Consider the following 21,830-nt stretch of genomic DNA (forward strand, 5'->3'; position numbering starts at 1 on the left):
CGTTATCAAAATGCTTTCCAACATTACCTAACTATCTTCTTATGTATGTCTTGCTGACTTTAAATGGACTCAGTAGCAGAGGTGAACAAAGTGAATCAAAGCCCATTTATATCTCCAAATAGTACGGGCTTGCTTGCCAATCGTTATCAACTCAAGCAATTAATTGGTAGCGGTGGCATGGGTGAAGTTTTCTTAGCAAATGATATTTTGTTAGGAGGCATACCAGTTGCTATCAAGTTTTTGACTCAAACTGTTGTCAATACCAAGATGCAACAAGACTTTGCTCGTGAAGCTTTAATGAGTGCAGCTTTGAGTCAAAAAAGCTTACATATAGTGCGGGCGTATGATTATGGTCTAAATGAGAAAGGAAAACCATACTACGTTATGGAATATTTGTCCGGCAAGAGTTTAAAGGATTTAATTCCGCTACCCTTGTCAATATTTTTGACTCTCTCCCGCCAAATTTGTTTGGGTTTACAGTGCGCTCATCAAGGCATTAATATTGACGGCAAAATTTGTCCGTTGGTTCATAGAGATATTAAGCCTGCGAATATATTAGTTATTCCCGATCCGATATTGGGTCAGTTAGTTAAAATTCTCGATTTTGGAATTGCTAGATTTCTAAATTATGCATCAACAGCTAGTACAAATAGAGGATTTAATGGCACTTTGCCTTATTGTTCTCCAGAACAGCTAGATGGAGAAAAATTGGATAGTCGTTCTGATATTTATAGCTTGGGTGTGATGATGTTTGAAATGCTCACAGGCAAAAAACCCTGGGAACCAGAAACTGATTATTTTGGTGCTTGGTATAAAGCACATCATTTTGAAGCACCAAAAACGATCGCAGATGTTAAACCTACTCTGAAAATACCTCAGAAGCTAAATAATTTGATCGTGTCTTGTCTTGCCAAAAAAGCAAACGATCGCCCACAAAATATCGCTCAAATTTTGCAAGTTTTAAATAGCTTAGAACAATCTAATTATACTAGTTTACCAACAAATATATCCTCTAATTTCATCCTGAACCATCCCTTAGATTCTGGATTACCAATTGCAATAGAACAAAGTTGTCGGCAACTTTTGTGGCCTGAAAATAAACCAACTCAAGAAATAGTTTTTCCCCAGCTTATAGATACTGCACAAGGATCTATGACAGCACTATGGTTGATGTTGCCTAAACAAGAAATCAAAAACTATGGTCTTTCCACCCGTTATAACCAGTTTATCTTCATGACATCGCCGCACCCAATGCTGTTGTGGGTAACTATACTCTACAATCGGCAATTAGCTCCTAAGTGGCTACCCTGTTATTTAGATATGCAAAGTTCCCAAAATCTTAGGGTGGTAAGTCTACTGGCTGAAAATGAACACTATCCTTTGATTTTCTTTACTCTGGAAGCACCACATTCCTGCATCAACGTTCTCAGCAGTCGCATTGAGCCAACTCAGCGACAAATGTTGAAAACATGGGTGCAACAAACTCATAGCCTACCACCAGCTTCTGTGCCCCAGGTGAGTAAACAGCTATTAAAACAGCAATATAAACAAATGCAATCCCGGATATTGGAGCATCTGGAATCTAAGCCCCAGGTTGTATTATCAAAGTCTATTTAAGGGTAAATTCCACCTTAGCGCTCTTTTATTACTTTGAAAAAATAAAATATTTGTAGGTTAGGTTGAACATTCGTGTTACCCAACAGAAGCAGGGATTATTGGCGTTGGGTTTCGTTCCTCAACCCAACCTACCCATAGATTTATAGAAAATAGTGACAACAAAGGTTTCTGATTTTTATCTCGTGAGAGTCATAAAAGAGCGTTAGAGAGACTGGGGCAAAAATAATTTCTAATTTATAACTCCAAAAGACTTGACAAATAGAAAAAAAATAGTGATGATAGCAAAGTTGACCAAACAAGGGACTGTAGTTCAATTGGTTAGAGCACCGCCCTGTCACGGCGGAAGTTGCGGGTTCGAGCCCCGTCAGTCCCGTTATAAATTTGTCAGTTGTTAATCACCGAATTTCAATTCGGTGGTTTTTGGTTTTGAATTCCCCAAAAGGATTGACCCAGAATTGGGGGTTTGAATATAAGCTACATTTATCATGCTTTGCAAAAGAGAGAATTAACTGTGACTGTCAGAGTCCGTATTGCACCGAGTCCAACCGGAAATTTACATATTGGTACAGCGAGAACGGCTGTATTTAACTGGCTATTTGCCCGCCACCACGGTGGGAATTTCATACTGCGAATAGAAGACACAGATTTAGAGCGATCGCGTCCCGAATACACCGACAATATTCTTGAAGGATTGCGCTGGCTAGGGCTGAACTGGGATGAAGGGCCATTTTTCCAATCCCAACGCCTGGATCTTTATAAAGAAGCAGTGCAAAAACTGTTAGATGAAGGATTAGCCTATCGCTGCTACACCACCAGCGAGGAACTTGAGGCCCTTAGAGAAGCCCAAAAAGCTAGAGGCGAAGCTCCCCGCTATGACAACCGTCACCGCAACCTCACCCCAGAACAACGCGCCGCTTTTGAAGCAGAAGGTCGTTCTTCTGTGATTCGTTTCAAAATCGAAGATGGGCGAGAAATTGTCTGGAATGACCTAGTAAGAGGAAAAATGTCTTGGCGAGGTAGCGATTTAGGTGGTGATATGGTTATCGCCCGTGCTTCAGAAGAGGGTAGCGGTCAACCACTGTATAACTTTGTCGTTGTAGTGGATGACATCGACATGCAAATCACTCATGTCATTCGCGGAGAAGACCACATCGCCAACACCGCCAAGCAAATTTTACTGTATGAAGCAATGGGCGCAGAAATTCCAGAGTTTTCCCACACGCCGCTAATTTTGAACATGGAAGGACGCAAGCTTTCTAAGCGGGATGGAGTTACTTCTATTTCTGAATTTCAGAAAATGGGCTTTGTTGCTGAAGGCTTGGTGAATTACATGACATTGCTGGGTTGGTCGCCACCAGACTCGACGCAAGAAATATTTACCTTAGAAGCAGCAGCCAAGGAGTTTGGCTTTGAGCGGGTAAATAAAGCGGGTGCAAAGTTTGACTGGGACAAGCTGGATTGGTTGAACAGTCAGTATCTCCACAATACGCCAGTAGATAAACTCACAGATTTACTCATACCCTTTTGGGAAGCGGCTGGGTATAAATTTGATGGTGGAAGAGATCGCTCCTGGTTAGAGCAACTAGTAACTTTAATTAGCCAGAGTTTAACTCGTTTAGTAGATGCAGTAGCTCAAAGCCAACTGTTTTTTAGCGACACGGTTGAATTTAGCGAAGAAGGTAGTACGCAACTCAAACAAGAAGGTTCTACTACTGTTATTGAAGCAATTGTCACAGCTTTAGAAAATCAGCCGCAACTATCGGAAGCCGCAGCGCAGGACATTATTAAACAAGTGGTGAAAGAGCAAAAAGTCAAAAAAGGTTTAGTAATGCGATCGCTCCGAGCAGCTTTAACTGGAGATGTTCATGGCCCCGACCTCATCCAATCTTGGTTACTCCTAAATCAGATTGGTTTAGATAAGTCGCGCTTGAGTAGAGCAATAACAGAAGCTAATTAGCGATCGCTTCCAGATTTAGAAATATTTCAAATTTTAGGGGCGTATATTTGTGCGCCCCTAAAATCCATAAAGCGGATCTATTTACCATCAAAAAATGATTAATAAAAAGCTACAGATGTTTTGTTAATATCAAATTACAGCATTTACGGCTGTTATGAGGTACAGTAACAACAACTAGCAAACCAGTTTCTTAAATGTTGAGGATTTATTAAGTCGAGTGCAACTGAGATTAGTTTATCAACCATTTCTGTTGTAGTTGGAGCAAAACTGCGTAAAAAAGATTTAAGTTGTGACCACCATAATTCAATTGGATTAAAATCGGGGGAGTATGAGGATAAACAAATAACTTTTGCACCTACAGCTTCAATCATTGGCACAATTGAATCTAGTTTATGTGCAGATAAATTATCAATTAATGTCCACTGCTCCTGACCATAAATTTGGCACTAAAAACTTCTCAACAAATAATTCAAATGCGATGCCACCCATTGAATTATTCATTGTCATTAATGCAACTACTTTGTTAATACTAATTGCTCCAATTACTGTAACTTTTGAGCCTCTATAGAAGGGGTTAAGAGAGTAAGCTCTTGTTCCCATTTTTGAACGGGCATAAGTCCTGGTTAACCCAAGTAGGACACCAGTCTCGTCCAAAAATACCAAATTTTCTGGCTCTATATATTTAACCTTCTCCCAATAATCTAATCTTAAATTCAGGACTCTTAGAGTCCCTGCTTGCGTACTCCTCTTTGTTTTTTTTTTACGATTTAATCCTAATTTCTGTAAAGCCCGACACATTGCACTTTGACCTACCCAATTGCCAGTCTTGTCTGCAAATAATTCACACAACTCTATCAATGTTGCATCTGGATACGCTTCTACTAATTCTCTTAACTCTACGTCAGCATTTGTCAGATGACTAAATTGTGGTTTTCCTCGCGGCTGGGGCTGTAAATTTCCTTCAAGTTTTTGTTGTTTTACAAGCTTTTGCACTAAACTCTTTGACACGGAAAATATGTTTGCTACTTTCCTAATTGAGATATTTTTTCTCGAAGATCGACAGAGTATGACTTTATTTAAAAGTATTTATATTTTAATCTAGTGTACCTCATAATAGACGCAAGTGCTGTATAAACATCAAACCCATATTTTTCTTTTAATAAAGCCTTAAGCTTATCATCAGGTTTTTCTCCATAACAAGAACCAACAACCTTTCCATAATCCTCTAAATCAATAGTTTGATTTGATTCGAGTGCTTTTAATAACTCCTGCTCTAAAGCAGGTCTTACATAAAGGAAATAATACGCCCATCGACCAGTGCTATCTTTAGCTTTGAGTTTATGAAAATTGCTCTAAATCAGACAAGTCGCGTTTGAGTAGGGCAATAACAGAAGCTAATTAGCGGTTACTTCCAGATTTTAGAAATAGAGAATTTACGCAAAACTACAAGACGTAGGGGCAATTAATGAATTGCCTCTACCTAAGAATAAGGGTTTTAGCTATTTTTTTGCGTAAGTCCTAGAAATATTTTAGATTTTAGGGGCTGACAAAGGTGTGTCCCTATCCATAAGGTAAAGCAACTATAAGAACAAGAAACTATTGACTAATTACTAATGAATTATCCCCAATTTTAAATCTAAAATAGGTAGTCAATTCTCCTCACGTCGGGAACTTGGTGTGTAAAATTAATGTCTTCAAAAACACTTAGAAGCGAACGTAATTACAATGCTGACAAAAGCGCTCAATAGAGGGATGAGATTATCGTTGATGATAGTTACGCTCTTAATCACATCGACAGTTAACGCTGTGACTGATGCTCAAGAAGCTCCAACGATATTTGGAGATGTAACTATTGGCCCTCAGTTTTCGCCAGACCCCCTGACAGTTCGCGGGATGAGTGGTGGTTCAATATCTGGTAGTCAAATAGGTGCGAGAAGTGAAACAGCCACTGGGCCTTGTACCGGATTTGTTGATGAAAGACCTGACCACACATTAGTGCTAACAAGTAAATTTGACTACTTGAAACTCCAAGTCCAAAGTCCTGAAGATACCACCATCATTATCAAGGGCCCGGGTGGTACTTGGTGCAATGACGATTTTGATGGCAAAAATGCCGGCATTATTGGTGAATGGTTGGCTGGAAATTACCAAATTTGGGTTGGTTCTTACGAAAAAGGTAAGTATCTTCCTTACACTCTAAAAATTACAGAAGTTAAGTAAAGCATTAAGAATTGGGAATTGGGAATTGGGAATTGGGAATTGGGCATGGGGCATGGGGCATGGGGAAGAAACTTGTTAAATAATTCCCCCTGTCTCGCCTGTCTCCCTCATCTCCCTTTTCTCGTGCGATATTGTATTAAAATTAAGTTAACTTTGATTAAGATTCTTGTTGGCATTGCCATAATGCCCTAATTTCCTTATGGCAGTGCATATAAGAGATCAAATTAAACAAAATGGATTTATAGACATCCGTTTAACAGCTTAAAGTGACAGAGTGATTACACTTCGGTTGCTAATGCTGATGAGTTGTATAAGCATCTAGAGGCAAATTAAGATGAAATTCTCTTGGAAAGTCGTAGTACTCTGGACATTGCCGGCTTTGGTAATTGGCTTTTTCTTCTGGCAAGGGGCTTTTGCAGGCGCTCCTACTGACATGAGTAAGAATACAGCCAATACCCGCATGACTTATGGGCGCTTTCTAGAATATTTAGATGGCGATCGCGTCAGCAGTGTGGATCTGTACGAAGGCGGTAGAACAGCTATTATCGAAGCCCGCGATCCAGATATCGAAAATCGTGTCCAAAGGTGGCGGGTAGATTTGCCTATTAACGCTCCTGAGTTAATTAGCAAGCTCAAAGAAAAAGATATTAGTTTTGATGCTCACCCCATGCGGAATGATGGGGCAATTTGGGGATTGTTGGGCAATCTCGTCTTTCCAGTTTTATTGATTACCGGGTTGTTCTTTTTGTTCCGGCGTTCTAGCAACCTCCCTGGCGGCCCAGGTCAAGCAATGAACTTTGGCAAATCCAAGGCGCGTTTCCAAATGGAAGCGAAAACCGGAGTCAAATTTGATGACGTAGCCGGGATTGAAGAAGCTAAAGAAGAACTACAAGAAGTTGTTACTTTCCTGAAGCAGCCAGAAAGATTTACTGCTGTGGGCGCACGGATTCCCAAGGGAGTGCTGTTAGTTGGGCCTCCGGGAACTGGTAAAACTTTACTAGCAAAAGCGATCGCTGGCGAAGCAGGCGTACCTTTCTTCAGTATTTCCGGTTCGGAATTTGTGGAAATGTTCGTTGGTGTGGGTGCATCCCGCGTCCGCGATTTGTTCAAAAAAGCCAAAGACAATGCCCCCTGCATCATCTTCATCGATGAAATTGACGCAGTAGGACGGCAACGGGGCGCTGGTATTGGTGGCGGTAACGATGAAAGAGAGCAAACCCTCAACCAGTTGCTCACCGAAATGGACGGGTTTGAAGGTAACACAGGCATCATTATTATTGCTGCTACCAACCGTCCCGACGTATTAGACTCAGCCTTGTTGCGTCCCGGTCGTTTTGATCGACAAGTAACAGTCGATGCACCCGATATCAAAGGGCGTTTGGAAATCTTGGAAGTCCATGCGCGGAACAAGAAACTAGACTCTAGCGTATCTTTAGATGCGATCGCTCGCCGCACTCCTGGATTCACTGGGGCTGATTTAGCTAACTTACTCAACGAAGCGGCAATTTTGACCGCTAGAAGACGCAAAGAAGCGATCACCCTCCGCGAAGTTGATGATGCGGTGGATCGGGTAGTTGCTGGTATGGAAGGCACTCCTTTGGTAGATAGCAAGAGCAAGCGCTTAATTGCCTACCATGAAATCGGACATGCCTTAGTGGGGACTTTATTAAAAAACCATGACCCAGTGCAAAAAGTCACCTTAATTCCACGGGGACAAGCACAAGGTTTAACTTGGTTTACTCCTAACGAAGAACAAGGGTTAATTTCTCGTTCTCAGTTGAAAGCTAGGATTACTGGTGCTTTGGGTGGCCGCGCTGCCGAAGAGGTGATTTTTGGGGCTGCTGAAGTCACAACTGGCGCTGGTGGAGACTTGCAGCAGTTATCGGGAATGGCACGGCAGATGGTGACTCGGTTCGGGATGTCCGATTTAGGGCCACTTTCATTGGAAAGCCAGCAGGGTGAAGTGTTCTTAGGTCGTGACTGGACAACCCGATCTGAGTATTCCGAATCCATCGCTTCCCGCATTGATGGACAAGTCAGAGCGATCGTGGAAGAATGCTACGAAAATGCCAAGAAGATTGTCCGCGATCATCGCACTGTCACCGATCGCTTAGTCGATCTGCTCATCGAAAAAGAAACCATTGATGGCGAAGAATTCCGCCAGATTGTGGCTGAGTACGCTGAAGTTCCTGAGAAACAACAGTACGTACCGCAACTGTAAGTTTTTAAGGAAAAATCTTGAGCAATAGCTCAATCTCAATGGGGATGGTATTAACTATCCCCATTATTTTATGTAAACTTTGTAATACAATTAGAATACACAGTTTTTCTAGCCCAGGAGTGAATTGTGTCAACAACAAAAGATCCTCGCCTCCTTTGCGCTCAAAACTCCCTTGAAGGTTTATCGGTGGGGGATGCTTTTGGAGAGCGATTTTTTCTCCATCCAGATGTGGCAGAAAGCCTGATTATCGCCCGTGCCATCCCAGCATCACCTTGGTACTATACCGACGATACTCAAATGGCGCTTTCGATTGTGGCAATTCTTCAAGAATATGGGGAAATTAACCAAGATAGGCTGGCAGAAAGCTTTGCGAAACAATACGACAGCGAACGGGGATATGGTGCAGCAATGCACGGGCTGCTAATGCGGATACAGGATGGCGAACCCTGGCAGAAAGTGGCGAGTAGTCTGTTTGACGGACATGATTCCTATGGTAATGGGGCGTCAATGCGGGTTGCACCCATAGGGGCGTTCTTCGCAGAGGATCTGGATTTGGTTGTCAATCAAGCTCGTTGTAGTGCCGAAGTAACTCACACCCATCCAGAAGCGATCGCAGGTGCAATTGCCGTAGCAGTTGCTGCTGCTTGGGCGGCGAGATTACAAGGTTCTATACCCAGTAAACAAGAGTTTCTTAACCTTGTCTTACCTTATGTTCCAGAAAGTGAGGTAAGTTCAAAAATCCGCAGTGCTTATGATTTGTCGGAGAAAACACCAGTGCAATCAGCAGCTACTCTACTGGGAAATGGCACTCATATCTCAGCACAAGATACAGTCCCCTTTGCACTATGGTGTGCTGCCCAGCACCTTGATAACTACGAAGAAGCACTGTGGTTAACTGTAAGTGGCTTGGGAGATAGAGATACTACTTGTGCGATCGCGGGTGGCATCGTGGCAATATCTACAGGTGTGTCAGGTATTCCCACCGCATGGCTGCAAGCACGAGAACCTTTGCCCAAGGTTGATAGAGAAACAATTACACTTTTCCGTCCCACTGGGCCAAAAGAACTGGCTTTGATTAGGGAAAGTGGCGATCGCGAATTTCCTCCTCGACTACCTGAACAGCCTATTTTCTACCCGGTACTTAACGAAGAATACGCCGCACAAATTGCCCGTAACTGGAATGCAGCAAGTACTGACACAGAATACATCGGCTATGTTACACGTTTTCAGGTGCGTGCAGAGTTTTTAAGCCGCTACTCCGTAAAAACTGTAGGCGGTTCTATACATCAAGAATATTGGATACCTGCGGAAGATTTACCTGAATTCAACCGTAATATCATTGGTTTGATTGAAGTAATATCAAAATTTCGCCAATTACCAACTTGAAAATCCGAAACTGTTAGCACAGCTACTGTATAGAAAAATCCACCCACTTTTATTTACACAATTTATGAATAGTAAAACTAAATTATTGACTCTTGCTTCCTTAACGTTGGCAGTTTCTTTTCTAACTATCGGCACAGTTGTAGCACAGGCGAAACTGACAAATAAATCGAAATTGTTCATCAATGGTATTGGAGAGGTAAGAGTTGGGATGACTGTTTCCCAAGCGGCAAAAGCTTCTGGTACTAAGCTACCGGGAGATTCGCCGAACAACAGTTGCTACTATGTTAAGCCACAAAATGAACCCAAAAATGTTTCGTTTATGGTTACAGAAGGTCGTATTTCTAGAGTAGATGTGCGGCAGAATACCGAGATTACTACCCTCAAAGGTGCAAAAATTGGCGACACCGAAGTGCAAATCAAGTCTCTTTATCCAGGACAAATTAAAGTCACACCTCATAAATACGTCCAAGGTGGACACTACTTGACATTTATCCCGAAAGAGCGTGCTGATCAGAACTATCGCGTTGTTTTCGAGACTGATGGCAAACGTGTTACACAGTTTAGATCAGGTAAACTGCCAGAAGTTGAATTTGTTGAAGGCTGTTCTTGATTTGAGATATAGCCGTTATCGGTTAACAATTGGTAATTCGTAATTCCCAAGAAAGTAATTACGTTATGGTTGGTAATTTGGACTCTAACCCGATTTTTAATTACGAATTACGTTAGCGTAGCGGGGCGTTAGCCCATTACGAATTATGTTAAGGGGTAATAAATATAGTGCCGTACAGCGCCTTTAATCTCAGCAAAGTTAAAACTGACTTTAAATTAATCTTTGTTGAAAATCAAGATTTGTTTGTCAACGTGCAGACAGTTTCTCCAAGTGAATATCTAAATTTGATTTTCTCTGAGCATCTACCTTTGGTGACAGCAATAAATACAGAAAAAGCTCGTTCTGAACTAATTATTATGCCTGTTTTAATTGAAGTTAAACGCTTCTTTAAATACCAAATTAGTCTATTTTCTGGCTCAGAGTTTAATGTAGATGCTTCTAAAGGTTTAGAAGGACGTTGTGATTTTATTCTCAGTTGTTCACCAGAGCAATATGATATTACTAGCCCTGTCGTGACTATTGTGGAAGCTAAAAATGAGAGTATTAAATCTGGTTTAGGGCAATGCATTGCGACAATGATTGCATCTCAATTGTTTAACCAACAACAAGGAAATATTATCAATGAAATTTATGGTGTAGTCACAACAGGAACAGATTGGAAATTTCTCAAACTTTGTGAGAATACCATCTTTATCGATAAAAATGATTACTTTATTAAAGAAATAGATAAAATTTTAGGGATTCTGACAACTACTTTGATGGCTTGTCCGCAATTTTAGTTTGTGGATGGTTTGTACCATCCCCATTTTTTTATCTTTCCACTTCATCTACTGCCTTGGGAACCCCCGCAGTTAACACTTCATGCCCATCGGGTGTAACTAACACATCATCCTCAATCCGAATACCAATACCAATCCATCGAGAATCAGTCTCTGGTTGGTCTTCTGCTAGTTTGGTATCAGGCACAATATATATTCCCGGTTCCACTGTCAAAATTTGACCTGGTTGTAAAATCTGTGGTTTATCTTCACCATGCTGATAAACTCCCACATCATGAACATCCAAACCTAACCAATGACTGGTGCGATGCATATAATATGGTTTATATTTCTCTTCTTCAATTAACTTATCAATTTCACCTTTGAGGATGCCAAGTTCAACTAAACCTTCGGTGATAACACGTACTGCTGTATCGTGAACTAATTTAAAGGGATTACCTGGTTTAATTTGAGCGATCGCTTGTTTTTGCGCTTCTAGTACAATCTCATACAGTGTCTTCTGTTCTGGTGTAAATTTACCCCCCACAGGAAATGTCCGGGTAATATCTGAGTTGTAATAACCGTAGGCGCACCCAGCATCAATTAGCAGTAATTCTCCATCCTGCATTTGCCGATTATTTTCAATGTAGTGGAGTACGCAAGCATTCACACCAGAAGCCACAATCGAAGGATAAGCTGGCCCCATTCCACCCCGGACTCGAAAGATGCGTTCCATCTCCGCTTGAATTTCATACTCATAACGTCCAGGTGCAGCGATTTCTTGCGCGTAATTGTGTGCTTCGACTGCGATCGCCACGGCTTGACGCATTAACCCCAATTCAGCTTCACTTTTAATTAGTCTCATGCCATTGAGAACAGGGCCAGTATCTTCGATAGCGATCGGCCCAGTACCGCGTTTAGGATAAGTCCGCAGTAAACTTTGGTAATGTGTAAGGATTTGGTCGTTGAAAGTGCGATCGCGTCCTAAGTGATAATAAAGGCGGCTGGCTTTTTCCAAATACTGGGGCAACTTTTCATCTAACTCATTAATGGGGTATGCTTCATCAGCACCATACCTCTCCTTGGCTGCATCTACTCCAGAAAGATAACCAGTCCATACTTCCTTTTCGCGATCCTTCGGTTGGACAAACAGCACAAACCGATGTTCTGAATGATGCGGCGCTAACACTGCTACTGCCTCTGGTTCGTTAAAACCAGTCAGGTAAAAAAAATCACTCTCTTGTCGATAAGCATACTCGACATCGTTGTGCATCACTGCCATTGGCGCACTGCGAAAAATAGCTGTGCCATCACCAATTTTTGCCATTAACTGCTCACGACGCTGCCGATATTCTGCTTGCATAACTAATGTATGTATTAAAGTATTGTGTTATTTTACACTTTTATTAACTAGCGGTCGCACAGATTGTGCTTCTCGGTAGTTGCTAATCTAAGTTATTGTAACTAATATTTGTTTGTGTCAGAAATTAATAAAATTATAGCAATCCTAAATGATTTCTGAGCTTCCTTCCTCTCTTGGCGACTTGGCGGCTTGGCGGTTCGATTTGACAACTAAAATAGGATATCTTATATAAGACTTTATCTGCAAAATAGCATATATACAAACAAAAATCAATATTTTAAAATTGCTTATATAGGACTTGAAAAAAACTTAAAAATCCTTTATAAGAAATAAACATTTGTCTTCAAATAACGATATTAATAAATAAAAAATGCTTATAACGAAATCTTTAAAACATAGTAAATGTTATTTAGTTACAGAAAAGTATTGGGGAAAAAAGTTAAAAAAATATGACAACCAATCATAAAAATCCACCATGTCTGGAACTACAAATTCCTCACCTTTATCTTTGAATACATCTGAATGGGCATCAGCTTCTTTCAAAAAATCAGACATCTTGACATCTTCTTTTGAGAATTTAAGTTCTAATTTGGGATCTTGGAATAAAAGTTCCTTACAAACATTACAAATTCAATCGTCTACTGAGGACAGCAAGCCTGTAAAAACGTCATCAAATCCCAACCCTAATCCTTACCTAACCAGTGCAGCCATTAGTCCTGACTTCAACGGTGATGGTAAAACCGACAAAGTTTGGGTCGATTCTCAAACCGGTGAGATTATCGTTAGGTTGATGGATGGAACAAAAGTTATCGAACAGGGTTCTTTGGGTAAATTCGACGTATCCTCCTACGATTACAAAATTGCTGACTTCAATGCTGATGGCAAAACCGACTTCTTATTACGGAATAAGACAACTGGTGAGAATACCATCGTGCTAATGGATGGAACCAAAGTTGCTAATACAGCTTCTTTAACCAGCGTTGATACAGGGTGGAGTCCTCAGATTGGAGATTTTAACGGCGATCGCAAAACCGATATCTTCTGGCACAATAGTACAACCGGTGAGAACGCTATTTGGGAGATGGATGGTACTACCGTTCTGAGTGCAACTGTTCTGGATAAAACAGACACAGCATTAACTCCTACCATTGTTGATTTCGACGGCAATGGTAAGAGTGACATTTTCTGGCGCAATGCCACAACCGGCGATAACAGCGCTTGGTTTATGGATGGTACGCAAAAGACTGAATTTGCCCTGCAATCACAAGATGCCGCCTGGACTGCTAGCCTTGGTGATTTCAACGGCGACTATAAGACTGATATTCTCTGGAGAAACGCTACAACAGGCGAGAACAAGGTTTGGACAATGAATGGTATCTTAGTCACAGAAGGAGCTTTAGGAACCCTTGACTCATCCTGGACTTCTCAAATTGGTGACTTCAACGGCGATGGCAAGACCGATATCTTCTGGCACAATGGCACAACTGGTGAGAACACCGCTTGGTTAATGGATGGTACAACAGTATCTACAGAAGCTTTCTTACCAACTAATAGCGCGGCTTTGACACCATCTCTTGGCGATTATAACGGCGACGGTAAGACCGATATTTACTGGCGCGATCAGACAGCAGGTGCAGACAAAATTTGGACTATAGATGGGACAACAGCAACTGAGACTCCCATCAGCGACGCAGATAAGCTTGGTGCAGAGTGGTATACGTTCTAAAAATTACTAAGAGACGCGATGCATCGCGTCTCTTAGTAATTTTTTCTAGCTAGGGATTTCCAAGAAATAAATTATCCAAATAAACGAACCGCAGAGGCGCAGAGAATCCAGTGCGTTGCGGGGGTGGAGGAGTTTGTAGCACCTGGCGCAACACAGAGAGGGTAGAAATGGAGAGGATTTTTGCGTCAGTTTTAGGATATTTTTTGATTTGGAAATCCCCTACCTCTCGTCTTCTCCCTCACTGCCTGCGGCTTAAAACTTGTAAGTTAAAACCTGAATCTCTCCATTTTCCGGCAAATCTTTAGGGGTAATGGAAATACTATCTGTATTGCTGCGCCGTACTTTCATGCCTTGCATTAAGGTGAGAAAATCATCCAGTGGTGAAATATCGCACTTAGCAGTATCAGCCGCCTGTGTCCGGTAATGCGTTGGAATCACCAGTTTTGGGTTTAATACTTGAATAGCCTGCTTTGCTTCTTGAGCATTGTAGGCTTTTGCACTGCCTCCCACTGGAATGAATGCGACATCAGGCCGTCCCATCAGGATTTTCTGCTCAATGGAAATGGGTGCAGCAGCCCCGCCTAAGTGTAGGATATTAATTCCACCTTGCTTCCAACTCCAAGCGGTGTCTGAGCCAAACTGCTTACCACCTTTGCGATCGTGGTCTATGGCAATTCCTTGAAGCTTAATACCTTTAAACTCGTAAACTCCTGGTTCGTAGATGAGTTTTGCATTTCCCGGTAATACGTCCACAGCACCTTCATCTAGCAGTTGACTGCTAATTAGTACCAAATCTGCTGCAACTTTTGGTGGACGATACTTAGCAGTACAGCCGACCGACCGAAATGGATTGACGAGAATTTTCGCACCACCACCAGTAAAAAGAAAGCAAGTATGACCTAACCACTGAACTGATAAACCGCTAGATTGTGCATCAGCTTGAGATTCAGAACTCAAGGTAGTAACTAAAGCTGTGGCCAACGCCGCCCCAGCATAGCCCATCAATTGTCGTCGTTTCATTAATTATGTTCTCGACTGTAACTGTTCCAGAAAATTTCGCAATAACTGTTTTCCTGAAGATGTCAGGACACTCTCTGGATGAAACTGGACTCCCTGAATGTGAGGATAGTTCCGATGCCGCACTCCCATAATGGTGTTATCTTCAACCCAAGCGGTGATTTCTAACACATCTGGGCAAGTCTCACGTTCGATGACCAAACTATGATACCTGGTGGCGGTTAGAGGATTTTCTAATCCCCGGAAAACCCCCACTCCAGTATGAGACACCTGAGAGGTTTTGCCATGCATCAACTCTGGAGCAGGAATTATTTTACCACCGAATACTTGACCAATGCTTTGATGTCCCAAACAGACACCCAATATTGGTAACTCTTGTCCTAGCTGTTTAATCAATTCTAGGGAAATACCAGCATCTTCCGGGCGACCTGGCCCAGGAGAAATAACCACGGCTTTTGGCTTTAATTCCCGAATCTCATTTATAGATATCTTGTCGTTACGAAAAACTTTAATATCATCTGCCACTGAGAATTCTGCTGCCAATTCTCCCAGATACTGCACTAAATTATATGTAAAACTGTCGTAATTGTCGATAACTATAATCAAAGCTCATCACTCCTAGTTTTTAACACTCACCAATTTACTCATACTATTTTTTCGCTAGATTAGGACTTACGCAAAACTACAGGTAGGGGCAATTCATGAATTGCCCCTACCGGAAAATCAAGGTTTGGGCTATTTTTTGTGTAAGTCCTATAGATATAAAAATAACGCTGACGTAGACGTATAGATATGAAGCGGCTATTCTACAACCAGCCACTTCTTAAATTTTGAATTGCTTATATGTGTTCTTTAAAGTCGATTGGTTAGAGTGTGATTCTCTTACCAATTCGCTTGCCGATGCCTGAGTTGGGCTATGACGCTCGATGACTCACTACCGCTTCTCTACAAGACGCTACGCGAACGCTATCGGCGTTGCAAACCATATTTACAAAGTCGATATAATTAACTTTACCAAAGGAGGGAGCAATAGCGTACCAGCTACCAGCACCGCGACCAAAGCAGAGATAAGGACTGCACCTGCCGCACAATCTTTAGCAATTTTCGCCAATTCATGGTATGTCTGCTTAACCGTTAAGTCTACAAGAGATTCGATCGCTGTATTTAGTAACTCTAATGCCAAAACTAAACCACTAGTTATCCCAATTACCGCTATTTCCACAGCTTGCAGATGCAAAAAAACGCTTAAAGCGATCGCCATTGCACAAACACTGACGTGGATGCGAAAATTACGTTGAGTTTGAAAACTATAACTGATTCCAGCCCAGGCATATTTAAAACTCACAAATAGATTAGAGGCTACTTTCCAGGAAAATTCCCGTTCGTTAGACACCAGTGTTTGTAACGAGGTAGGCGTTGGTGATGGAGAAATTTTTGGGGACATAGACTTAAAAATACAAAAATAGAGTTGCTACAGTGGGAATATTCGCCGATCTTAATGGCAGAATTAACTTTGAGGCAATCTTTAAGCAATTTTCCACAGAAGTATTATAAAAGCATTACCCAAAATTAACACTAAGCAGACATAACTACTGCTATTCTATGTCAATAGCAATACCTATTGCGTTCAGCAATATTACTTGCTGTTCTAACATTCGCCCTAAACTTTCCTCGTCAGGATGATCCCAGCCCAATAAGTGCAATAAACCGTGAGCAGCTAACCAGGTTAGCTCTGTTTGTAAGCTATGTTCCTGCCGTTGAGCTTGACGCTGTGCTGTATCTACAGAAACAATAATATCACCTAAGTATAATGGTACAGAGGCAAGCATTTCTTTGCTTTGCGGAAAATCCACCTCCAAAGCAGCAAAAGCTAAAACGTCTGTGGGCTTGTTTTGTTGACGATACTGGGCATTCAGTTCTTGAATTTGCGAGTCATCTGTCAAACGCAGCCCAATTTCATAACTTGGGGCTGGCGGAATTTGAGGGTGAAGTATTTCCAACCAGTTATTAAACCAGTTTTGCCAAGTTTCAGAAGGAATTCGGGGATCAGTATCCGCGATTTTTACAGATGTTGTCGGGGACAAATCGTAAAAAGAATCCTCCACATATAATTCAACGCTTAGGGGCACATAGTCTCCTTACTCAAAACTCTTCATGGTTTGGGGTTAGTGAGTTAGGTAAGCAAGACCAACAAGGAGAGCTAAAAGCCCTATGGCAGTCAACCCAAAATGCTTTAGGGAAGTTGCACCTTTCCGCACCATGTTTCGCATAGCGAGTTTTACATAGCTAGGTTGAGGTTCTGTTGAAGGTGAGTTGCTCATAGTTATTTGTCCACAGACTCTTTTATAACTGTAACAGTTGGTCTGGGCATAGAATGGCGATCGCATGTATATTACTCAGAAATTTCTCTGAAAATGCCCCAATAAAAGAAAATCCTATGCGATGCCTACAACAGGCTATACCTACGCGCCAATCTGAAATTCTCAAAAATAAATAACAAGTGCTAAGTAATGTTAAAAATTATCACTTAGCACTTGTAAATAATCCTAAATTATGCCATAGGAGTTTCTACTAATTTATTTTCTTGGCGCAGATAAGCTTGAATGAATGTATCAAGTTCGCCATTCATCACATCGCCAATCCCCGTTGTCTCTGTACTTGTACGTAAATCCTTCACCATTTGGTAGGGATGAAATACATAGTTACGGATTTGGTTTCCCCAGGAAGCCTCCACCATATCGCCACGAATTTCAGCAATTTCTTGGGCGCGTTGCTCCTTGGCTATGACCAAAAGCTTTGCTTTGAGACGATTTAGGGCTTTCTCTTTATTTTGCAGCTGCGATCGCTCTTCTGTACAGCGCACAGCCAGACCAGTCGGAAGGTGAACAATGCGCACCGCAGTTTCTACTTTGTTGACATTTTGCCCACCTTTACCACCAGACCGAGTTGTGGTGATATCCAAATCCTTATCTGGAATATCCAATTGCACAGAGTTATCAATCTGCGGCATTACTTCCACGCCTGCAAAACTGGTTTGTCGCTTGCCGTTGGCATTAAAAGGGGAAATCCGCACTAAGCGATGTGTACCCATTTCTGAACGCAAGTAACCATAAGCATAGCGGCCAGTAATTTCTAGGGTTGCCGATTTAATTCCGGCTTCATCACCCTCCGACTCTTCAGCTAAAGTTACCTTATAACCGTGAGCTTCGCCCCAACGGGTGTACATCCGCATCAGCATAAATGCCCAGTCTTGAGCATCTGTGCCACCAGCGCCAGCACTAATTGTCAGTACAGCACCTTCTGCATCATAAGGGCCAGAAAGTAACTGTTGTAATTCCCACTGGTCAAGGTCACGATTCAGTTTAGTGATAGTAGATTCGGCTTCTTGGAGTAGTGCCTCATCGGTTTCTAACTCCAATAATTCAACAACTGCTTTAGTATCTTCTAAATTGGCGTGCCAGCGATCGTATTGCTGGAGGTGGGCTTTTAGGTCGTTGAGTTCTTGCAGCGTTTGTTGGGCTTGGGTTTGGTCATTCCAAAATTCTGGCTGCGCTGATATTTTTTCCAGGTCTTGAATTTTGGCTGTCAGTGCAGGTACGTCAAAGATAGTCCTGGGTTTTACCCAGGCGGCCAGACAACGTTTCGATTTCGCGTTTGAGTTCTAAAACTTCCATAGTGCTTGCTGAATGATAGATAGAGCGCTTTGGATTGGGAAATTGCTCTTTATTCTACTTACGTTTATTAATTTTAGCTGTAGTTGGGCAATTTCACTCCGCATCACTTGTATTAAGTTACAAAAATTACTTGAAATTATCAAGGGCTTCTTTGTCCTCTGAAGTAGTGTGATTTAGCTGTTGCAGATAGGCTTTGATAAACAGATCAATTTTACGGTTCAAAACCTCTATCGCAGCAGGTGTTTCTACATTGGTACGTAAATCTTTTACCTTGGTGTAAGGATGTAAGATATATTCACGGATAAGCTTGCTGGATAGAGACTTTATCAGTCGGGGTTGAATTTTATTAAGCTGGACATTTTGGACTAGTGCGATCGCAAGCAGTTTATTGTTGAGAATAGCCAAGGCTTTCTCTTTGTTTTGCATCTGACTGCATTCTTAACTTCTCACGGTATCTGGAAGACCTCTCTCTAAATCTCTCTCCTAAGAGGAGAAAGACTTTGAATTTTCCCCATTCCCGCGTCGGGAAGGGGGTTAGGGGGTTAGGTATTTCGTGGCTTTTCCACATTCACGGATGACTACGGAAGAATATCTTCTTAAAACTTACTACCGTTTAGATAGTGAGATTCAATTGCTCCAAGCCAAACAACTACTTCAGTTGAAACAGCAGAAAGGAGATGCTGCAAGCCAAACGACTACTTCAAAGGACATATAGCATTTTCCTATCACATGATGTTCGCTTTAAAAAGCGAAAATCTTGATATACAAAATTTTGATGTACCTCATTAAGTAAGTAGGCGAGAATAAATCAAAGTAGATTAAGTGATGTAAAAAATATTGAGATTAGTCCTCATTTGAGGGCTAAATTCCTCTCTACGAGACGCTATTCGCGTTCACTACAAACCTTTAATTATTGATACCGCTCTACTTAGCTTGGTAAAAGTTATATATACTTTACTATTTCTACTTTTAAAACAATGAAAACCCGTGGTTACTGAAAATTTAACCACGGGTTTTACTTTATAAAACTTTACTTTTGTGATTGCCTACAGACAATTAATCGCGGCCATTAATGGCAATGAGTAACCGCAAGATAAAGACAAACAAGTTGATGTAGGTTAAGTACATCGACAAAGCAGCAGGTAGATATTGGTCATCGCTGTAAGTGCGGGGTAAGATGTAGAAATCGACGACAGAAACCCCAACAAATAGAAATACTCCTAAACCGGAGATAGCGATTTCTAACCAATTTGGCGTGTAAAAACCAAACATGGCAAACCCGAACTGGGCAAGGCACACAACCACCAAGGCGATAACGCCAAGATTGATGGTTTTCGTCAAAGCCATCCCGTCTTGTTCAGAAAGATTTGAACCAATTTGACGGGCGAAAATAAAAGTCACGCCACAACCAAGGGCTGCCAACCCAACGCCTTGAATGCCAACACCTTGGGATCTCAAAGCGACAAATATCAAGCCACTGAGAGTATATCCAGATAAGAGGCTGTAGGTTGCCAATAGGGGTAGCGCGAGACCCTTGTTACCTTTTTGGGCAACATTTTGGGCAACAAAGAACAAAATTAACTCCAAAATCACTGCACCAATAAAGGTGGGAAAGAATATTCCGGGGTTAGTACGGATAACTCCCAAACCGCCGTAGGTTCCTAATGCCGTTAGCACCAATCCACCACCGACGTAGGGGAGGGCGTTGGCAATTACGTTTGGGCCAACGAGGGCGTGAGATTTAGCCTCACGGATAGCTTCACGGAAATTACTAGTATTGCTCATGTTGAAAAACTGTTTTTTAGAGAAAACGTTCTGCCTATTCCTATTCTTACCAATCTTTGCGGTTAACAGCCAAGGATTTAAGTAGGTCGGCACAATTAAAGCTAACTGGCGAACGTGAACAGCTGCGATCGCAAAAGAGGGCTGTATTGTAATCGTGGCTAGATTCAATCCGAGCTTATTTAAACAAGAGCTTGCAGAAGCATGGAAATGTCCGTCAATATCCAACTAAGTACAAATCCTCATAAAAATCAGTCGGAATTCTATTTTTTGTAGCTTGGGTTTTGTTCCTCAACTCAACTTCTAATTTGGATTCCCGACCTTTATTAATGACAGTGCGTACTAAGAGATAAAATTTTCCAGTCTCTTTTGCGATTAATTCAGCGCCGATTCACGTTGCTCTCAGTATGACAGATGGCTATTAAGTCAGTTATGCATTGTTCCGCATAAATAGCTAGTTTTTGTTGCAAAACCTAAAGATTATGTGTCATTCAAGAATTATCTAAAAAGCAAACATAAGCTGCAACAGAGAGATGAAAAAAATCATGCGTACAAATACTGAATTGTGGAGTTAGACCCCTCATAAGTTCAGTGAAACGACGATGGCTTATTCTTCCCTGACTAAGCAAAATAATAACAGCTTAGAAGAAAATATACGCAACTCCATTTTCTCAGGAATGGGAGTTAAAACAAGGGAATGTATATGGCAACAAGTGAGTCCTCTTTACGAACTGATGGTATAGAATTATTACACTTGTACCACCAGAATCCTTCTATTAAACTTCGTAATAAACTTGTACAGTTACATACTGGCCTAGTACGGAAAATGGCTCATAAATTCAGCCATCAATGTAATGAACCTTATGAAGATTTAGAACAAATTGGGTATTTTGGTTTGATTAGGGCTATTGAGCGTTTCGACCCTAGTCAAGGATATGCTTTTAGTTCCTTTGCAGTGCCATACATTCGCGGTGAGATGCTGCACTTTTTGCGCGATCGCAGTACTCTATTAAAAATTCCCCGTCGTTGGCAAGAATTATACAATGAAGGGCAAAAGATTCGCAAGGACTTGTTAATCTCTTTAGGTCGCCAGCCCAAGGATGCTGAAATTGCCAGCCAACTCCGGGTATCTGTGCAAGAATGGCAAGAAACCAAATTAGCTGCTCAAAATCGGATGCCTTTGAGTTTAGATGCAACCGCAGTTAACTATGTTGATTGTCAAATAACCTTGGGTGAAGCACTTCCTTGTCCTCGTTCTCATGTTCTTCTGCAACAAGAAGAAGAACGCCAACAACTGCAAGGTGCAATCAATATGCTGGAAGAAAAGCCCCGCATGGCAGTTGAAATGGTGTTTTTGAAAGAACTTTCTCGCAAAGATGCTGCTAAAAATATTGGAACCAGTCCAATGACAGTAACGCGCTATCTGCAAAAAGGAATCCAAGATTTGATTTGCTATTTACAACCACAAGTAATGCCTACTGGATCGTAGTTATTGGTCA

The 21,830-nt window shown here is 41.5% G+C and carries 21 protein-coding genes and 1 tRNA gene; 11 read left to right on the forward strand and 11 right to left on the reverse strand.

The genetic code is table 11. The annotated features are described in order from the left end of the window. Positions 1–90: 90 nt before the first annotated feature. The 3 genes from V7K38_RS07410 to gltX all read left to right on the forward strand — a co-directional run bounded on the left by V7K38_RS07410 (position 91) and on the right by gltX (position 3,574). Positions 91–1,617 carry a serine/threonine protein kinase gene (locus V7K38_RS07410; protein ID WP_334856648.1) on the forward strand — a complete coding sequence of 509 codons (1,527 nt, stop codon included), beginning with the start codon at positions 91–93 and terminating at the stop codon, positions 1,615–1,617. Between the two features lie 299 nt (positions 1,618–1,916). Then, positions 1,917–1,990: transfer RNA gene (locus tag V7K38_RS07415), tRNA-Asp, on the forward strand. A gap of 138 nt (positions 1,991–2,128) precedes the next feature. Further along, the gene (gltX, locus tag V7K38_RS07420) at positions 2,129–3,574 is read left to right on the forward strand and encodes a glutamate--tRNA ligase (RefSeq protein ID WP_334856650.1); all 1,446 of its coding nucleotides are present in this window, start codon (positions 2,129–2,131) and stop codon (positions 3,572–3,574) included. A 152-nt stretch (positions 3,575–3,726) separates the two neighbouring features. Here the strand turns inward: gltX and V7K38_RS29620 are convergent, their stop codons facing one another. Both V7K38_RS29620 and V7K38_RS07425 read right to left on the reverse strand, forming a co-directional pair. Beyond that, entirely contained in the window at positions 3,727–3,945 is a 219-nt protein-coding gene (locus V7K38_RS29620; RefSeq protein ID WP_190947376.1) for a transposase, read from the reverse strand. 37 nt (positions 3,946–3,982) lie between these two features. After that, entirely contained in the window at positions 3,983–4,582 is a 600-nt protein-coding gene (locus tag V7K38_RS07425; RefSeq protein ID WP_334856652.1) for a transposase, read from the reverse strand. Between the two features lie 717 nt (positions 4,583–5,299). Here V7K38_RS07425 and V7K38_RS07430 point away from each other — a divergent pair. From V7K38_RS07430 to V7K38_RS07450, 5 genes are all read left to right on the forward strand, one after another. After that, entirely contained in the window at positions 5,300–5,794 is a 495-nt protein-coding gene (locus V7K38_RS07430; protein WP_334856653.1) for a hypothetical protein, read from the forward strand. Positions 5,795–6,128: 334 nt separating this feature from the next. Next, positions 6,129–8,015: an ATP-dependent zinc metalloprotease FtsH2 gene (gene ftsH2, locus V7K38_RS07435; RefSeq protein WP_334856655.1), complete on the forward strand. Its 1,887-nt coding sequence runs from the start codon at positions 6,129–6,131 to the stop codon at positions 8,013–8,015. 126 nt (positions 8,016–8,141) lie between these two features. Next, positions 8,142–9,401, forward strand: a complete 1,260-nt coding sequence (locus tag V7K38_RS07440) for an ADP-ribosylglycohydrolase family protein (RefSeq protein WP_334856656.1) — start codon at positions 8,142–8,144, stop codon at positions 9,399–9,401. Positions 9,402–9,465: 64 nt separating this feature from the next. Beyond that, the gene (locus tag V7K38_RS07445; RefSeq protein ID WP_334856657.1) at positions 9,466–10,011 is read left to right on the forward strand and encodes a hypothetical protein; all 546 of its coding nucleotides are present in this window, start codon (positions 9,466–9,468) and stop codon (positions 10,009–10,011) included. Positions 10,012–10,178: 167 nt separating this feature from the next. Beyond that, positions 10,179–10,790: a hypothetical protein gene (locus V7K38_RS07450; protein ID WP_334856659.1), complete on the forward strand. Its 612-nt coding sequence runs from the start codon at positions 10,179–10,181 to the stop codon at positions 10,788–10,790. Positions 10,791–10,821: 31 nt separating this feature from the next. Here the strand turns inward: V7K38_RS07450 and V7K38_RS07455 are convergent, their stop codons facing one another. Beyond that, positions 10,822–12,132 (reverse strand): aminopeptidase P N-terminal domain-containing protein, encoded by a 1,311-nt coding sequence (locus tag V7K38_RS07455; RefSeq protein ID WP_334856660.1) that lies wholly within the window; start codon positions 12,130–12,132, stop codon positions 10,822–10,824. 475 nt (positions 12,133–12,607) lie between these two features. Here V7K38_RS07455 and V7K38_RS07460 point away from each other — a divergent pair, with 475 nt between their 5' ends. Continuing rightward, complete coding sequence (locus V7K38_RS07460) at positions 12,608–13,858, forward strand: FG-GAP repeat domain-containing protein (protein ID WP_334856662.1); 1,251 nt, start codon at positions 12,608–12,610, stop codon at positions 13,856–13,858. Positions 13,859–14,110: 252 nt separating this feature from the next. On the opposite strand, the gene V7K38_RS07465 is transcribed toward V7K38_RS07460, so the two are convergent. The 7 genes from V7K38_RS07465 to V7K38_RS07495 form a co-directional block, all read right to left on the reverse strand. Beyond that, positions 14,111–14,878: an MBL fold metallo-hydrolase gene (locus V7K38_RS07465; RefSeq protein WP_334856663.1), complete on the reverse strand. Its 768-nt coding sequence runs from the start codon at positions 14,876–14,878 to the stop codon at positions 14,111–14,113. Positions 14,879–14,881: 3 nt separating this feature from the next. Further along, positions 14,882–15,481 (reverse strand): anthranilate synthase component II, encoded by a 600-nt coding sequence (locus V7K38_RS07470; protein WP_334856664.1) that lies wholly within the window; start codon positions 15,479–15,481, stop codon positions 14,882–14,884. Between the two features lie 382 nt (positions 15,482–15,863). Further along, positions 15,864–16,319, reverse strand: coding sequence for a diacylglycerol kinase (locus tag V7K38_RS07475; RefSeq protein WP_334856666.1), 456 nt, complete (start codon positions 16,317–16,319; stop codon positions 15,864–15,866). Positions 16,320–16,470: 151 nt separating this feature from the next. After that, positions 16,471–17,004: an rRNA maturation RNase YbeY gene (gene ybeY, locus V7K38_RS07480; protein WP_334856667.1), complete on the reverse strand. Its 534-nt coding sequence runs from the start codon at positions 17,002–17,004 to the stop codon at positions 16,471–16,473. 36 nt (positions 17,005–17,040) lie between these two features. Beyond that, on the reverse strand, positions 17,041–17,196 hold the full coding sequence (locus V7K38_RS07485) for a DUF3285 domain-containing protein (protein WP_265272478.1): 156 nt from the start codon (positions 17,194–17,196) through the stop codon (positions 17,041–17,043). 230 nt (positions 17,197–17,426) lie between these two features. Next, positions 17,427–18,549, reverse strand: a protein-coding gene (gene prfB / locus V7K38_RS07490) for a peptide chain release factor 2 (protein ID WP_334856670.1) whose coding sequence is annotated in 2 segments (ribosomal slippage) — positions 17,427–18,476 and positions 18,478–18,549 — 1,122 coding nt in all. Because the reading frame shifts where the segments join, the coding sequence is not laid out codon by codon here. Between the two features lie 126 nt (positions 18,550–18,675). Next, complete coding sequence (locus V7K38_RS07495) at positions 18,676–18,975, reverse strand: hypothetical protein (protein ID WP_334856672.1); 300 nt, start codon at positions 18,973–18,975, stop codon at positions 18,676–18,678. A gap of 127 nt (positions 18,976–19,102) precedes the next feature. Between V7K38_RS07495 and V7K38_RS07500 the strand changes: the two genes are divergently transcribed. Beyond that, positions 19,103–19,264 carry a hypothetical protein gene (locus V7K38_RS07500; RefSeq protein ID WP_334856674.1) on the forward strand — a complete coding sequence of 54 codons (162 nt, stop codon included), beginning with the start codon at positions 19,103–19,105 and terminating at the stop codon, positions 19,262–19,264. 341 nt (positions 19,265–19,605) lie between these two features. On the opposite strand, the gene V7K38_RS07505 is transcribed toward V7K38_RS07500, so the two are convergent. Next, positions 19,606–20,334, reverse strand: a complete 729-nt coding sequence (locus V7K38_RS07505; RefSeq protein WP_334856751.1) for a Bax inhibitor-1/YccA family protein — start codon at positions 20,332–20,334, stop codon at positions 19,606–19,608. 700 nt (positions 20,335–21,034) lie between these two features. On the opposite strand from V7K38_RS07505, the gene V7K38_RS07510 reads away from it, so the two are divergent. After that, the gene (locus V7K38_RS07510; RefSeq protein ID WP_334856675.1) at positions 21,035–21,820 is read left to right on the forward strand and encodes an RNA polymerase sigma factor SigF; all 786 of its coding nucleotides are present in this window, start codon (positions 21,035–21,037) and stop codon (positions 21,818–21,820) included. The last annotated feature ends 10 nt before the right edge of the window (positions 21,821–21,830 follow it).

The sequence above is a fragment of the Nostoc sp. genome (assembly GCF_036917465.1).
Taxonomy (GTDB): Bacteria; Cyanobacteriota; Cyanobacteriia; order Cyanobacteriales; family Nostocaceae; genus Nostoc.

What these genes read in the sequence shown, in the direction of transcription:
- V7K38_RS29620 (WP_190947376.1), bottom strand. Translation starts at nt 3,945, where the DNA reads ATGATTGAAGCTGTAGGTGCAAAAGTTATTTGTTTATCCTCATACTCC.
- V7K38_RS07430 (WP_334856653.1), top strand. Translation starts at nt 5,300, where the DNA reads ATGCTGACAAAAGCGCTCAATAGAGGGATGAGATTATCGTTGATGATA.
- ftsH2 (WP_334856655.1), top strand. Translation starts at nt 6,129, where the DNA reads ATGAAATTCTCTTGGAAAGTCGTAGTACTCTGGACATTGCCGGCTTTG.
- V7K38_RS07445 (WP_334856657.1), top strand. Translation starts at nt 9,466, where the DNA reads ATGAATAGTAAAACTAAATTATTGACTCTTGCTTCCTTAACGTTGGCA.
- V7K38_RS07455 (WP_334856660.1), bottom strand. Translation starts at nt 12,132, where the DNA reads ATGCAAGCAGAATATCGGCAGCGTCGTGAGCAGTTAATGGCAAAAATT.
- V7K38_RS07460 (WP_334856662.1), top strand. Translation starts at nt 12,608, where the DNA reads ATGTCTGGAACTACAAATTCCTCACCTTTATCTTTGAATACATCTGAA.
- V7K38_RS07465 (WP_334856663.1), bottom strand. Translation starts at nt 14,878, where the DNA reads ATGAAACGACGACAATTGATGGGCTATGCTGGGGCGGCGTTGGCCACA.
- V7K38_RS07475 (WP_334856666.1), bottom strand. Translation starts at nt 16,319, where the DNA reads ATGTCCCCAAAAATTTCTCCATCACCAACGCCTACCTCGTTACAAACA.
- V7K38_RS07485 (WP_265272478.1), bottom strand. Translation starts at nt 17,196, where the DNA reads ATGAGCAACTCACCTTCAACAGAACCTCAACCTAGCTATGTAAAACTC.
- V7K38_RS07495 (WP_334856672.1), bottom strand. Translation starts at nt 18,975, where the DNA reads ATGCAAAACAAAGAGAAAGCCTTGGCTATTCTCAACAATAAACTGCTT.
- V7K38_RS07505 (WP_334856751.1), bottom strand. Translation starts at nt 20,334, where the DNA reads ATGAGCAATACTAGTAATTTCCGTGAAGCTATCCGTGAGGCTAAATCT.
- V7K38_RS07510 (WP_334856675.1), top strand. Translation starts at nt 21,035, where the DNA reads ATGGCAACAAGTGAGTCCTCTTTACGAACTGATGGTATAGAATTATTA.